Source organism: Halobellus sp. LT62 (genome assembly GCF_037031285.1).
Classification (GTDB): Archaea; Halobacteriota; Halobacteria; order Halobacteriales; family Haloferacaceae; genus Haloquadratum; species Haloquadratum salinisoli.
Window position 1 is genome coordinate 660273 of sequence record NZ_JAYEZO010000002.1, and the last position, 13752, is coordinate 674024.

12 protein-coding genes are annotated in these 13752 nt (G+C 61.6%); 11 read left to right on the plus strand and 1 reads right to left on the minus strand.

Annotated features, from left to right (window positions below; genetic code table 11):
• Positions 1-923 precede the first annotated feature (923 nt).
• Together U5919_RS12685 and U5919_RS12690 are read left to right on the plus strand one after the other, a co-directional pair.
• The gene (locus tag U5919_RS12685) at positions 924-1190 is read left to right on the plus strand and encodes a hypothetical protein (protein WP_336024776.1); all 267 of its coding nucleotides are present in this window, start codon (positions 924-926) and stop codon (positions 1188-1190) included.
• Complete coding sequence (locus U5919_RS12690; RefSeq protein WP_336024777.1) at positions 1183-2211, plus strand: site-specific integrase; 1029 nt, start codon at positions 1183-1185, stop codon at positions 2209-2211. The genes U5919_RS12685 and U5919_RS12690 overlap by 8 nt, the downstream gene beginning before the upstream one ends.
• Positions 2212-2447: 236 nt before the next feature.
• Here the strand turns inward: U5919_RS12690 and U5919_RS12695 are convergent, their stop codons facing one another.
• Positions 2448-5234, minus strand: coding sequence for a bacterio-opsin activator domain-containing protein (locus U5919_RS12695; protein ID WP_336024778.1), 2787 nt, complete (start codon positions 5232-5234; stop codon positions 2448-2450).
• A 344-nt stretch (positions 5235-5578) separates the two neighbouring features.
• Between U5919_RS12695 and U5919_RS12700 the strand changes: the two genes are divergently transcribed.
• The 9 genes from U5919_RS12700 (at position 5579) to carB (ending at position 13651) form a co-directional block, all read left to right on the plus strand.
• On the plus strand, positions 5579-5962 hold the full coding sequence (locus U5919_RS12700) for a DUF7344 domain-containing protein (RefSeq protein WP_336024779.1): 384 nt from the start codon (positions 5579-5581) through the stop codon (positions 5960-5962).
• Positions 5963-6082: 120 nt separating this feature from the next.
• Positions 6083-6298, plus strand: a complete 216-nt coding sequence (locus U5919_RS12705; RefSeq protein ID WP_336024780.1) for a hypothetical protein — start codon at positions 6083-6085, stop codon at positions 6296-6298.
• A 259-nt stretch (positions 6299-6557) separates the two neighbouring features.
• A complete protein-coding gene (locus U5919_RS12710) occupies positions 6558-7568 on the plus strand; it encodes a Cdc6/Cdc18 family protein (protein WP_336024781.1) in 1011 nt (336 codons plus the stop codon).
• A gap of 393 nt (positions 7569-7961) precedes the next feature.
• Positions 7962-8516 carry a hypothetical protein gene (locus U5919_RS12715; RefSeq protein ID WP_336024782.1) on the plus strand — a complete coding sequence of 185 codons (555 nt, stop codon included), beginning with the start codon at positions 7962-7964 and terminating at the stop codon, positions 8514-8516.
• Between the two features lie 168 nt (positions 8517-8684).
• Positions 8685-8930, plus strand: coding sequence for a DUF7996 family protein (locus U5919_RS12720; RefSeq protein ID WP_336024783.1), 246 nt, complete (start codon positions 8685-8687; stop codon positions 8928-8930).
• An 86-nt stretch (positions 8931-9016) separates the two neighbouring features.
• The gene (locus U5919_RS12725) at positions 9017-9268 is read left to right on the plus strand and encodes a DUF8006 family protein (protein ID WP_336024784.1); all 252 of its coding nucleotides are present in this window, start codon (positions 9017-9019) and stop codon (positions 9266-9268) included.
• A 92-nt stretch (positions 9269-9360) separates the two neighbouring features.
• Positions 9361-9894, plus strand: a complete 534-nt coding sequence (locus U5919_RS12730; protein WP_336024785.1) for a DUF5815 family protein — start codon at positions 9361-9363, stop codon at positions 9892-9894.
• A 58-nt stretch (positions 9895-9952) separates the two neighbouring features.
• Entirely contained in the window at positions 9953-10192 is a 240-nt protein-coding gene (locus tag U5919_RS12735) for a hypothetical protein (RefSeq protein WP_336024786.1), read from the plus strand.
• Between the two features lie 213 nt (positions 10193-10405).
• Complete coding sequence (gene carB / locus U5919_RS12740) at positions 10406-13651, plus strand: carbamoyl-phosphate synthase large subunit (RefSeq protein ID WP_336024787.1); 3246 nt, start codon at positions 10406-10408, stop codon at positions 13649-13651.
• Positions 13652-13752: the final 101 nt, after the last annotated feature.

The following is a 13752-nucleotide window of genomic DNA, read 5'->3' on the forward strand; positions in this document are numbered from 1 at the left end:
CGATGAACAGGCGTCACATTTCGCTCACCCACCTGCCCCCCTACCCATATGACCTTCTATATGGGTGGTCGCTAGTGGATTGCGCGGCCCCTCCTTGCGGGGGGTCGCGCAACTCTACTCTGACGACGATTAGTATTTCCTCATAGGCCACCTTCTAAGGTGCCCAGCATCGAGATCGCCGCGCAGATACGCCAATCCTTCTGAGGTGATTTCATACATATCGCTGTAGATCGGAGCAATCAGTTCTCTTCGAGTTAGCTCCTCACATCTTTCCCGGACGTGTGCTCGTGAAACCTTCAATTTACTAAATCGAGAATCGGATACCATTGTTCGAGGGCTTGCCCATCCTTCCTCGGAAAGATGTTCTAGTATACGTTCATCGACCTGCTGCATCCAATTTGCCGATTTTCTAGCTTTCATTTATGCCATCGTAGACCCACGTTCTTCATTCGATTCCGACAGGTCACCAGCGTCTAGATTACCTTCGAGATATTCCTCACCAGAATCTGTGAGTACATACACGCCATTCTCCAGTTCTTGGAGCAGCCCGTGACTTGCAAGCTTCTTCAGCCTGCGTGAGACTTGAGATCGGGAGACTCGGATGTATCTATGGTTAGCGAGCTTGGTCGCAGATCCTGAATCTTCCTCGCGAATTATCTCCAGTATTCGGTCATCCCAGAGAGTCATCCAAGCGGCAGATTTCCGCATTCAATTGTGTGTATACAGCCACACCGGTTTAATTATACCACATTGAGTACAGAAGAACTAAATAGCCAAATAATTCCAATCCGTGCATTTATGCACAATGGGGGTATAGGTGGATCTGCGAAGCCACTGGGTAGGATACTGATGACTCTGGCCGGCTGGTAGAAGCCGGGACCGTGCTAGGACACGGCCCCGATAAGGTGGCTTCGTTCCTCGTGATGAGTGAAGCCAGCAATACGGGCAAAGCCCGCACGGATTCGAAGGCGCTACAGTTTGAAAACAACTCTGATCAGTCCGACGACGACCCAGCAACGCAGCTGGTGGTTGAAGAACACCTACACGTCACTGTCGATTACAGTGGCAATCCCGTCGGCCTCTATCGAGACTCAGAACCGGCGATGATCGCGGCGAACTCTGAGAACGAAAACCGGGTCGCTGGCGTCTGGATGGACGTACCGCTACTCGTGGAGGATACCGATGAGTGACGATCTCCGAGACGTCGCTCCGAGCGTCGCAAAGGACATTTACCTACAACAGCGTTGGGATGATCTCAGCGACGCGACGCGGCAAAGTCACGGCTATCGAATCCAGGCGTTCGTCGACTGGCTCGACGAGCAGGGCATTTCGAGTATGGCCGAAGTTGACGGGCTGACGATCCACAATTACCGTGTCGATCGTCGAGAGAATGACGATCTGAAAAAGGTCTCTCTCCAGGGCCAGATCTCGACCATTCGGCAGTTCCTTCGCGTGCTCGCGTCAGTCGAAGCCGCTGATCCTGATGTCGCAGAGAAAATCCTCCTCCCTACAGTCCGGAAGGGAGAGGATGTCAACGAGGAGCTGCTTGAAACTGCTCGCGCGCGTACGCTTCTCGAATATCTCAATCGGTACAAGTACGCATCTCGGGAGCACGTCGAACTCCTCTTGATGTGGAGACTGTCGGCTCGTCGAGGCGGGATCCGTGCGCTCGATCTCCGTGATTTCGACGATGATGACGACTCTCCGGTCCTCAAGTTCCGGCACCGTCCGGAGTCGGATACGCCGCTGAAGAACGGGAAGTGGTCGGAACGGGACTGTCTGGTGAAGAGCGAGAAACTGGCGCAGGTCCTTCGTGATTACATCGACGGTCCTCGGAGGAGGACCTTCGACGACTACGACCGTGCTCCGCTGCTGACGACGCAGTACGGACGGGTGGCTCTGGGTACGATCAAGCAGGATATGTACCGGATCACTCGCCCATGCAAGTACGGCGTGGAGTGTCCGCACGATCGCGACCCGGAGGAGTGTGACGCGGCGCGACACGATGGCGCGAGTACCTGCCCCTCGTCCCGATCTCCCCACAAGGTTCGGACGGGTTCGCTTACTGCTCACCTCGATGCTGGCACGCCGAAGGCAGTATTGAGTGATCGAGCTGACGCGACGGAAGACACACTTGACCGACATTATGATCAGGCGTCGAAGCGCGAGCAAATGCTTCGTCGAAAGGACTTCATTGCGGAGGATCTATGATCAAAAATCGCATTACTGCTTGGGGGTCGAATCGGAATCGCACTAATCAGACTCCGCGTTGGCCCATATCGATCCATCCCCGCGATGGGTCGGGTGATTTGGGGCCGTACAACTCCCCAGCCACCCAACTTCGTGCGATAACCATACTCGCGAGCCGCCGCTATACTCGAAACAGACGTGAAGTTTTCACAAAGATTCGAGACGGGCCTACTCAGGATGAACTCCCCCTTCGACAGTCAGATGTCCGTCCCCTCGAGGACGGATCCGATAACCGTTTCCTGTGCCTTTCGTAGCCGATAGTGCATCGTCGGCCCCGAGATATCGAAGGTTTCGGAGATCTCTTCGAGGGTGCTCTCGCGGGGCCACGCGTAGTATCCGCGAGCGTAGGTCGCTTTCAACGCAGACCGTTGTTTCTCCGTGAGCTGTTCTGTGACGCGGTTTCGCAACTCGGCCGCCGTTCGCGCCGGCCGATCGACGTGGCGTTTGCTGACTAACTCTATCGATGGAGCGACCGACTGCAGGTCGGCGTAGAGTGTGCTGATGTCGACTTCGGACGGTAACTCCGCGCGGATCGAGATGTCGCCGTCAGCCGCGCGTGCATCTCGTATCGACCCGCCGTAATCCGTGAGGATGTCCAGTGGGACCTGACACTCCTCGTTCAGATGGGCCTCTAGCATCGCCCGTTTCGCTGTCGTTCCGTCTCGAACGATGCGACAGGTGGTGATCAACGGATCCGCGGCTAATCGGTCACACACTGTGGCCGGGTCGCCTCCGTCGACCGTCACGTAATAGATCATCTCGCCCCTCTGCCCGGCGATACGCCGTTCCAGCGTGAGCTCGCAGTCCAGATCTTCCGAGACGGTTCCGAACACGAACTCGGAATCCGGAATCCGGAACGACAGCGAAACGAGTGTGGCCGCGCTCAGAGAGCACTGGCTGTGGACTCGCTGGATCGCCAGGGCGATGCTTCGCCCGAGATCGGCGAGAACGTCCTGCTCCGTCTCGCTGATCGTGTGCGTCGGCGGCGCATAGACCACGAGCGCCCCGTATGTCAGGTCTGCCTTCGCGAGTGGGATCGCTGCGAGCGTCTGGTGGTCGTGGGCCAGTGCCGTCTCGCGTCTCACCGCCGGGAACGACTCCGACGTACTGACGTCGTCGACGACCTGCACCGTGCCGGTCTGAATCGCTTTCTGGGCGGGACCAGCCGGAGGCTCCGAGATGTCCTCGAAATACGAATCCTCGACACCGACTGCGGTCCGCACGTCGATGGTGACCTCGCCGGTCGGCGTTTCCGCCTTCCCGGCGATCCAAGCCGCTTGGTAGAGATTCGTTTCCGTCAGTTTCGCGCAGACTTCGGCTTCGATCTCCTTTCGGGTCTTGGTGTCCTGAAGCGCCTGTATGGTTTTCCGCACGATGTCGTTGACCCGCTGTAACTGTGCGAGCCTGTCGTGCTGTCGTTCGAGCGTCATCTCGTGTTCAATGCGCTCTGTGATGTCGCGGAAGACCCAGAGGCGACCGTAATGGGTCCCGTCATAGCCGATAACCGGTGCCGAGTATCGGTCCAACCATCGACCGTCGGTCAGTTCGATCGTATCCCGGCTTTGTTCCGTGGGATTGGCGTGCAGCCGTTCGACTCCCCGCATAAACTCATCCGGCTCGGCGAGCCGGTCACGGACCTGTTCGAGCAGTTGCTCCCCCGATTGCGCGGATACCGTCTCGGCCGACAGGTCCCAGATGTCCAGAAACCGATTGTTGTGATAGCGGACCGAGCGGTCGGTATCGACGAGCAGCAGGCCGTCGATCGTCGTTTCCGTTTGCGCCTCCAGAAGAGCCGTCTGATAGGCGAGTTCCCGCTCGTGCTCGACGCGCTCTGTGACGTCTGTCGCGATGCCGATGATCCGCTCGAGCTCTCCGTCCGTCTGCACCCCGACGGCCTCGTCGTGGATCCATCTGACGCTCCCGTCCGGTCGCACGATGCGATACTCCGTTTCGTAGGCATCGGGTTGGGTCCGCTGGTCGGCCAGTGCCCGCGAAACACGATCGCGGTCTTCCGGATGGATCGCTTCGACGAACGACGTCGGCTCCTCCCGGAGCGATTCGGTCGGCCGTCCCCAGACCGCTTCGTAGGAGTCGCTGACGAATTCGATCTCGTCTTTATCCGGAGTGCTCATCCAGACGACGTCTGAGAGGTTCTCCTTGAGGTGCCGGAGTTTCTGCGTTCGCTCTCGTCGCCCGAGTTCGTAACTGATCCAGTCGCCGAGGAGTTCGACGAGAGTCACCTCCCACTCGGTGAACGCTGCGTCACGTGGTTCCGTACTGTAGAAGCAAAACGTGCCATACGGCTTCCCGTCGACGGTCACGGGGGCCCCCAGATACGCGGCGATCCCCCAAGTCGGATCGGCGAGCGCGGGAGCTTGGGCCGCGACGTCGTCGAGCACGAGCGGGTCACCGGTGTCGAAGACGTGCTTGCAGTTCGGAAGCTCCTCGACCGGAACCGTCTCACCGGCCTCGAGATCCTCCCCAGTCGCGGCGGCAACCGCCTCGAACACGTAGTCTGATCCGTCGATGTGAGAGAACGTCGCGTACGTCGTCCCGATCGCTTGGCGCACGACTTCCAGAAGCGCCGTGATCTTTTGGTCGAACGATTCGCCGTTCCGCGTCGTGATCTCGTAGGCGGACCGAAACGTCGTCTCACGCGTTCGACGTTCTGTGATGTCGGTGTGGCTCACCGTCAGATATCGCTCGTCCTCGTGAATAGACGACTGCACCCGCATCCGGAACCATCGCGTGCGATCGGCCGCCTTGCTGGGATACTCGAACTCGAACTGATCGCGGTCGCCATCGAGCGTCGCGGCGATGCCGGCGGTAGCTCGCGCCGCGTCTTCGACTGCGACGCCGTCTGCGTCCTCGAGATGTGCCACGCCATCGCCCCCGAGCGTCTCCCGAAGCTGATGCTGTCGAGCGAACTCTTCCCACGGACGGTTCGTGGCCACCGTATTCCCGTCGGCGTCGAGAACGGCCACACTGGACGATAGCGTATCGAAAACGGATCGAAACAGAGCTGATTCCGATCGTTGTTCCGAGCCAGTACTCATACCCTCCTTCCGTAGTCGGATGACTTAGCGTATTGGATTTAGATATCTAGAACCCGTTCCATCTGCCGTGTGAGCTGACCAACGGGAGAATAATGCGGCCACAGAGGATCTACGCCGAAGATATGTGTTACCGCTGTGAGTCTATGGCTAGCGGTTTTTAGATATGTAGAGAACGAGTTTACCCGTCCAGTCAATCGAGAGAACAGGCACGGAAGAACGAAACCTCTCCGGTGGGGTATCGGCTTCCCGTTACCAAACACAAGATCACACCAATGGCAACATGCAACTCGCAATCGAACCACAGGCAGGTCAACGAGACGATACCACTCGATCAGATCTACGAGCTACTCGCAGACTGGTCGCGACGGTCCGCACTCTACTGTCTGTACCTGAATGAGAATCCCGTCAAACTCTCTGCTGTAGCACAGCAGATCGCGACGTGGAACCACCCCCACAGCGACTACCGCGAGCGTCGGGAGCGTGTGTACACCCAGCTCTATCACTGCCACGTTCCGAAGCTGTGTGACGCCGACATAATCCGCTACGATCCAGCGGAAGACAGCGTTTCGCTGGCCGAAAACGCCCGTGAGATCCGTCCCTATATCGAACGGGCAGCCGAGGACGAACTGAATACGAACGAGCGATACGGACTCTGAAGCGATGAACCAACCGTCACAACAGGAGCGAGCCGAGAGCGGATCACCACCGATGGACCGAGGAAACGACAGAGAAATCACGATTCAGTCCATCGAGGCGAGCGATCGGAGGAGAGCGTAATGAGTCGAGACGGCGTTTCTGTGGAAACCCACATCGTCGAGGCCCACGTCTCTCTCCGCCGAGCAAAGGCGGCGGTACCCGAAGACCGCCCCGAACTGGAGACGACCCTTGCGCGATGCCTCGAAGAAACGCTGGCGGCACGTGAACTTGCGACGACGGATCGGTCCTCTGTGCCCCAGAGGTCGAAAGCGCAGGAGGAGGGATTCTCGAACTGATACTGTCGGATACAACTGCGTCAGAGTATTCGCCACTTTGGGCGGCGACATCCTTCGCAGATTTGGGTCCGAGAGGAAGTACCGTATCGTTTCAGACCCGGGTCGTTGCGAAACGAGGCCACCATAGTAGCGTTTGCAAGTCTTTACTCACTCGATCGCACGACTGCGTGCGATCTGATGAGCAATCAGTTGCAAACGCTACTATACTTTCACTCCGGACGGCTCGCTTACAAGTCCATAAGCCGATTACGACCAGTCGATGATCACGGACACGCGCGCCCTGCAGACGCAGTTCGTCCCGCAGGAACTTCAACACCGGGACGCGAAGGTTCACCGTCTCGAAGACGCGTTAGAGCCGATCACGAGCGGGCATCCCGGGGAGGACGTCCTCATAACCGGCCCCTCCGGCGTCGGGAAGACGACCCTCGCGAAGTTCGTCGTCAAAGAACTCGAAACGCAGACGTTCGGAATGCGGTGGGGTTACGTGAACTGTCTCAGTCGTTCCACCCGCTCGCAGGCGCTCTGGAAGCTCGCTCGCGACGCCAATGTCGGAAAGGATCTCCGACCGGAGGGACACGCCCCGGTGCTGTTCCGCGACCGCCTCGCCGACCTCGACGAGCAGTTCGTCGCGATCGTCGACGAGGCCGATGCGCTCCGAGAGCCGACGGCGCTGTTCGATCTCTACGAACTGCCGCACGTGACGCTGCTTCTCGTCTGCGTCGACGAGCACGGGTTCCTCTCTGAGGCCGATTCGCGGCTCCGCTCGCGACTGCACGGCGTCGAAAAGCTCCATCTCGATCGCTACGACATCGAGGAGTTGACGGCGATTCTCGACAACCGCGTCGAGTATGGACTCGCGCCCGATACCGTGGCGGCGGACGTCACGTCGACCATCGCTGACATCGCCGCGGGTGACGCCCGATACGGGATCATACTGCTCCGGAAGGCCGTCCGATACGCGATGGACGCGGGCGATTCGACAGTCACCCCCGAGCACGCACACGCCGTCGAGGACGACGCGCAGGTGGAGATCCGACAGCGATACATCTCCGAGTTCGGCACGGACTTACGGTTGCTCTATGAGATCGTCGCGGAACACGCGCCGATCGGCGTCGAGAAGCTGAAAGCGCGCTACGAAGCGCAGGCCGCCGATCCAGTCGCTGATTCAACCCGCCGAACGTATCTGAAACGCCTTCGGCAGTACGACGTGATCGAAAAGCAGGGTCGGGGGCGCGGAGCCGCCTACTCGGTTTCCGAACCGATCGATTGACCCCCCGACGAACGGTTCCGTTGGATTTCCGTCACTGAGCTCATTTCAATGAAAAGAGGCTGAAACGCACAGTATCGAAGGTCTCACAACTTCGACGCCGTTTCCGTCACGCCGCGCTGTAGCGGTTTATTTCGTACGACTGTAGACGTTCGTATGTCCCCCTCTTCGCACTTCGATCCCGACGTACTGACCCGCGAATTCGTGTTCTCACTCGGTCACCACGACGCAGCGTTCGGGAACTCGGCACCCGAAAGAGTCGTGGTGTCCACGCGAGAATCCCACGGTTCGATAGACGTGACAGTCCGCTCGGCCGTGTCTCGGTGGCATATCCGGTTTCGATCGACCCCGGAGGCCGATAGCCTACAGCCCGTAGACGTGTTTCGAGACACTGCGTTGATCGCGTCGAACGACGTTCCGACCGCGCGCGACGTGACCGAGCTCGATCCGTGGCTCCTGTTCGTGATAGACTGCGCCGTCGATGCGACGGACTGCGGAAATAGTGCGAAAACGTCCGAAAACGGCGTCTTCTCGCGGCTTACCGACGGGGAGTCGCGCGCTCGATTCGCCCGATGCGTGCGGACGCTCCTTCGACTCGCTAGGCTCCTCGGACTCGAATCTGTGACCTCGAAGACGTACTCTCGACTCTCACGTCTCTGGGACGTGCCGTGCGCGCGTCGGATCGAGGGGTTGTATACGGTATCGGCCGCGGTTTCGGTGCTCCGAGTGCTTCGTCTCTTCGTCGCTCTCGTCGCTCTCGTCGCGATCGCACTCGGGATTGTCGGTGTCGTCCATCCGAAGCGCCTGCCTGTGCGTTGGTCACCGACCGCCGCCGAGAATCCCCGAAGGACCGATTTCGAGGCGCTCCTCTGTCGACTCTGGGGGCTCTTTGCGATATTCGCCGGCACCTACCTGTTGTACGGATGGATCTTCTCCAATCCATCCGCGTGAATCGATTCGTCAGTGGGTGTATCGTAGCGTCTGCAACTGACCGCTCATCCGATCGAACGCTGTCGTACGATCGAGTGGTGAGGACGTGCAAACGCTACGATACTAGTCTCGGTCTTATTCGCGTCGCGTCCGACAAGGTGAGGTTGCTGCGGCCGCAAGCCCACGGCAATGACCGACGACACCCGACGCGAGCACGGAACCGACGGCGGGCTCTTCGAGCTGACCCGCGATAAACTCCTCGTGGCCGCGCTGCTCTTCGTCGGCATCGCGGGCTCCGGCGTCGCACGTCGACTGCTCGGCGAACTCGGCTACGACGGTCTCGGTGCGGTCGTCTTCGTACTCGGCTACGGCGGGATGATACTCACGATCTGGTACGCGTGGATCCGGCCGATGGAGATCACTGGCCCCAACTGATCCGGACGCGACGCTGACCGAGCGCTCGCCACGTCCACGAAGAACGGAACTTTAATACTCGATTCGCGCCGAACCACCGCATAAGGATGCTCCCCCTACAGCTCGTCGACAGTTTTCTGCTCGATTATCACGTCGGGCACGCGCTCCTGCTCGTTTTCGTGTTAGCAACAGTGGGTGTGCTCCCCCTGAAATCCCAGAAGGTACTGGCGATCAACACCATCACGTTCGGCGCGATCTTCGCGCTGACGCCACAGTCGCTCGTGCCGATTCAGTTCCTGTTCTTGGGCCTCGCGCTTCTCGTCATCGGCCCGCTCCTGTACACCACCGCGAGCAAGTGAACGGCCCGATCACTACGTTTGCGCGCGGATACCCGATTCACCAGAGAAGTCGAGAGCGCGACGTTTAACCGCCGGCGTCGACAACGACGGGTATGGCACAACCGCAGGTTCCGGGTGACGGCGGTGAGACACTCGAGTTACCGTGCGGCGAGACCCGGTCGGTCCGGTCGTTCGATCTGGGGATGCGAGAGTTCGAGTGCGCCTGCGGGGAGCGACACGCGATCGTGATGGACGCCCATCCCCCCGAGCGATTCCTCCCCGAGTTCCTCGTCTCGGTGCTCCAAGAGGCAGTCGAGACGACGAGCGAGGAGATGCCGGAGTTCGGCACCGCGCACCTCCTCGGCATCGTCCTCGAAGAGTTCCCTCAACAGGTCGCCTCCGCCGACGTGAGCGACGACGGCGACGTCGGCGCGGGAATCCTCTGGGTGACCGACTTCGACTCGCGGCGGCTCCACGAGATCATCGTCGAGCTCGTCGTCGAGCTGATGGAGCACGCCGTCAGCCACGCCGACGACGAGTCGGCGGTCTCGGCGTTCGAAACGCAGATGCTGGATTTCGACGTTCGCGAGTTCGTCGCGGAGTACCGCGCCGAGCGAGACCTCTCCGAGGACGACGTGTACGCGTGAGACGTTGTCTGACGTCCGTCGCACTGAAACATAAGCGCCGCCGCCGCGTACTCGTGGTATGATCGCGACCCGGCCACCCGGGTTCGAGCACCTCCTCGACGTCCTCGCCGACGCCGACGGGCCGCTCACCGCACGGGAGATCTGCGACCGACTCCACGAGCGCGACGTCGACGACTTCGAGACGCCGTATCGGGTCGCGACCGTCCTCGGACAGGTCGTCGAACGCGGCGGTCCGATCGTCGTCGTCGACGGGAGCCCGTACCGCTACCGACTCGCCGCGCCCGAGGGCGGGCACTAACGCTTCGGGCGCGAGCATTACGCCTCCGATGCAAGCACTAGCGCATCTGACGCGGACACTGACGTCTCTGATACGAGCACTGACGCTCCGGGTTGTGGCCTTCTGACGCTCTGGGTCGCCACCGTCCGCCGTTCGCTACGAATTTCGAAATCGACTTTCGCATCTCGTAGTATTTCGCCGGGCTTATTACGATGTACGGACTTCGTCTCACTGATGACTGACGAGGACATCGCGACAGACGGTGGTGCAGCGTCCGAAGACCGGACGATACTGCTCATCGGTAGCGGACCCATTCAGATCGGACAGGCAGCCGAGTTCGACTACTCCGGCGCGCAGGCCTGCCGAGCGCTCCAAGAGGAGGGGGCGCGAGTCGTCCTCGTCAACTCGAACCCCGCGACGATTATGACCGATCCCGAGATGGCCGACCGGGTCTACATCGAGCCCATCACGCCCGAGGCGATTTCGGAGATCATCCGCGATGAAGAGCCCGACGGCGTCATCGCCGGGCTGGGCGGACAGACCGGCCTGAACGTCACCGCCGAACTCGCAGAGCAGGGAATTCTCGAAGAGTACGACGTCGAAATTATGGGAACGCCGCTGGACACCATCTACGCCACGGAGGATCGCGACCTCTTCCGCCAGCGGATGGAAAAGATCGGCCAGCCCGTCCCGTCGTCGACGACGATTTCGCTCGACGAAGGCGAGGAGGTCCAGAGCCTGACGGAGGACGATCTCCGCGACCGCGTCGACGACGCCGTCGATTCCGTCGGCGGTCTTCCCGTCATCGCACGCACAACGTACACGCTCGGCGGCTCCGGCTCCGGCGTCGTCGACGAGAAGGATGAACTGTACGAGCGCGTCCGCAAGGGGCTGCGTCTCTCGCGCAACAGCGAGGTACTCATCACCGAGTCGATCTCCGGCTGGGTCGAACTGGAGTACGAGGTGATGCGCGACGCCGACAACTCCTGTATCATCATCTGCAATATGGAGAACATCGACCCGATGGGCATCCACACCGGCGAGTCCATCGTGGTCACGCCCTCGCAGGTCATCCCCGACGAGGGCCACCAAGAGATGCGCGACGCCGCGCTCGAAGTGATCCGCGAACTCGGCATTCAGGGCGGCTGTAACATCCAGTTCGCGTGGCGCGACGACGGCACGCCCGGCGGGGAGTACCGCGTCGTCGAGGTGAACCCGCGCGTCTCCCGCTCCTCCGCGCTCGCCTCGAAGGCGACCGGGTACCCGATCGCTCGCGTGACCGCGAAGGTCGCGCTCGGCAAGCGCCTCCACGAGATCGAAAACGAGATCACCGGCGAGACGACCGCGGCGTTCGAGCCCGCGATCGACTACGTGGTCACCAAGATCCCGCGGTGGCCCAAGGACAAGTTCGACGACGTCGACTTCACGCTCTCGACGGCGATGAAGTCGACCGGCGAGGCGATGGCCATCGGGCGGACCTTCGAGGAGTCGATGCTGAAGGCGATCCGCTCGACGGAGTACGAGCCCGCGACCGACGTCGAAGACGTCGCCGACGAGGTGCTCGAAACGGAGCTTCTCGCGCGGCCGACGCCCGACCGCACCTACGCCATCTTCGAGGCGTTCGACCGCGGCTACTCCGTCGACGACGTGCAGGAACTGACCGGCATCAAAGAGTGGTACCTCGAACGCTACCAGCGCGTCTCCCGTGCGATGGACGCCGCCCAAGAGGGTGACTTCACCACCGCCGCGACCGCCGGCGTGACGAACGCCGAGATCGCGACCTCGACCGGCAACGCGGTCGGCGAGGTCGAGACGGCGGTCCCCGGCCGGACGTACAAGCAGGTCGACACCTGCGCCGGCGAGTTCGCCGCGCAGACGCCGTATTATTACTCCTCGCGCAAGCCCGAGTTCTACAAGGGCCCCTACGAGGGTGACGCCGCCGCGGGCGAGCTCCGCGTCGACCGCGACGTCGAGAGCGTGGTCGTCGTCGGCGGCGGCCCGATCCGTATCGGCCAGGGCGTCGAGTTCGACTATTGCTCGGTTCACGCGGTGCAGGCGCTGCGCGAGATGGGCATCGACGCCCACGTCGTGAACAACAACCCCGAGACGGTCTCGACGGACTACGACACCTCCGACGGCCTCTTCTTCGAGCCCATTACTGCAGAAGAAGTCGCCGACGTGATCGAGGCGGCCGACGCCGACGGCGTAATGGTCCAGTTCGGCGGGCAGACCTCCGTCAACATCGGCCACCCGCTCAAATCCGAGATCGACCGCCGCGGCCTCGACTGTGAGGTCCTCGGGACGAGCGTCGACGCGATGGACCTCGCGGAGGACCGCGACCGCTTCAACCGCCTGATGGACGACCTCGGCATCCTCCAGCCGGAGGGCGGCTCCGCGACCAGCGAGGAAGAGGCGCTCGAACTGGCGAACGACCTCGGCTACCCCGTGCTCGTCCGCCCCTCCTACGTCCTCGGCGGTCGCGCGATGGAGGTCGTCCACTCCGACGCGGAGCTGAAGGAGTACATCGAGGAGGCGGTTCGCGTCTCCCCCGATAAGCCGATCCTCATCGATCAGTTCCTCGCGGACGCGATCGAACTGGACGTCGACGCCGTCTCCGACGGCGAGCGCGCGATCATCGGCGGCGTGATGGAGCACGTCGAGAGCGCGGGCGTCCACTCGGGTGACTCCGCGTGTATGATCCCGCCGCGCTCGCTCGACGCCGACACGCTCGAACGCGTGCGCGAGGTCACCGAGGACATCGCGACCGCGCTCGACACGGTCGGGCTGATGAACGTCCAGCTCGCGGTCAAGGATGGGGACGTCTACGTCCTCGAAGCCAACCCGCGCTCCTCGCGGACCGTCCCGTTCGTCTCGAAGGCGACGGGCGTGCCGATCGCGAAGCTCGCGGCGAAGGTGATGGCCGGCGAGACGCTCGACGACCTCGCGGTCGAAGAGCAGATCCCCGAGGACATAAGCGTCAAGGAGGTCGTCCTGCCGTTCGACCGCCTGCCGGGCTCGGATCCGCGCCTCGGCCCCGAGATGAAGTCGACGGGTGAAGTGATGGGGACGGCCTCGACGTTCGGGAAAGCCTACGACAAGGCTCAAGACGCCACGGGGAAGGCGATTCCGGAATCCGGCACCGCGTGGGTCGACCTCTCCGCCGACGAGTTCCCCGACCCGGACACGGAAGACGGGCAGGCGCTGACCGCCGGCTTCGACGCGCACTTCGATCTCGTGGAGTTCGACGACGAGGAAGACCTCGTCTCGGCGATCCGCGCCGGCGAGATCGACCTCGTGGTCTCTCGCGACCGCGACGCGCTGGAGATCTGCGTCGAAGAGGAGATCACGTACTTCTCGACGACCGCCTCCGCGTTCGCCGCGCTGGAAGCGCTCGACGCGAAGGACGACCCGATCGACGTCGAAGCGGTCTCGGACCGCCCGCGCCGCGTCCAGCAGTGGGGCGCGCCCTCGGACGACTAGCTCCGCGAACTCCCTTCTGACTGCGTTTTCTCTGCCGATTTCTCGCCAGCCGAGGGTTTATATCCGAACCCGCGGCCAGACGCGCCGTGAGCTAACGACAG

Bases quoted from the DNA above. Each gene is read 5' to 3' on its own strand.
- U5919_RS12685 (WP_336024776.1), top strand. From the start codon at position 924: ATGAGTGAAGCCAGCAATACGGGCAAAGCCCGCACGGATTCGAAGGCG.
- U5919_RS12690 (WP_336024777.1), top strand. From the start codon at position 1,183: ATGAGTGACGATCTCCGAGACGTCGCTCCGAGCGTCGCAAAGGACATT.
- U5919_RS12700 (WP_336024779.1), top strand. From the start codon at position 5,579: ATGGCAACATGCAACTCGCAATCGAACCACAGGCAGGTCAACGAGACG.
- U5919_RS12705 (WP_336024780.1), top strand. From the start codon at position 6,083: ATGAGTCGAGACGGCGTTTCTGTGGAAACCCACATCGTCGAGGCCCAC.
- U5919_RS12710 (WP_336024781.1), top strand. From the start codon at position 6,558: ATGATCACGGACACGCGCGCCCTGCAGACGCAGTTCGTCCCGCAGGAA.
- U5919_RS12720 (WP_336024783.1), top strand. From the start codon at position 8,685: ATGACCGACGACACCCGACGCGAGCACGGAACCGACGGCGGGCTCTTC.
- U5919_RS12725 (WP_336024784.1), top strand. From the start codon at position 9,017: ATGCTCCCCCTACAGCTCGTCGACAGTTTTCTGCTCGATTATCACGTC.
- U5919_RS12730 (WP_336024785.1), top strand. From the start codon at position 9,361: ATGGCACAACCGCAGGTTCCGGGTGACGGCGGTGAGACACTCGAGTTA.
- U5919_RS12735 (WP_336024786.1), top strand. From the start codon at position 9,953: ATGATCGCGACCCGGCCACCCGGGTTCGAGCACCTCCTCGACGTCCTC.
- carB (WP_336024787.1), top strand. From the start codon at position 10,406: ATGACTGACGAGGACATCGCGACAGACGGTGGTGCAGCGTCCGAAGAC.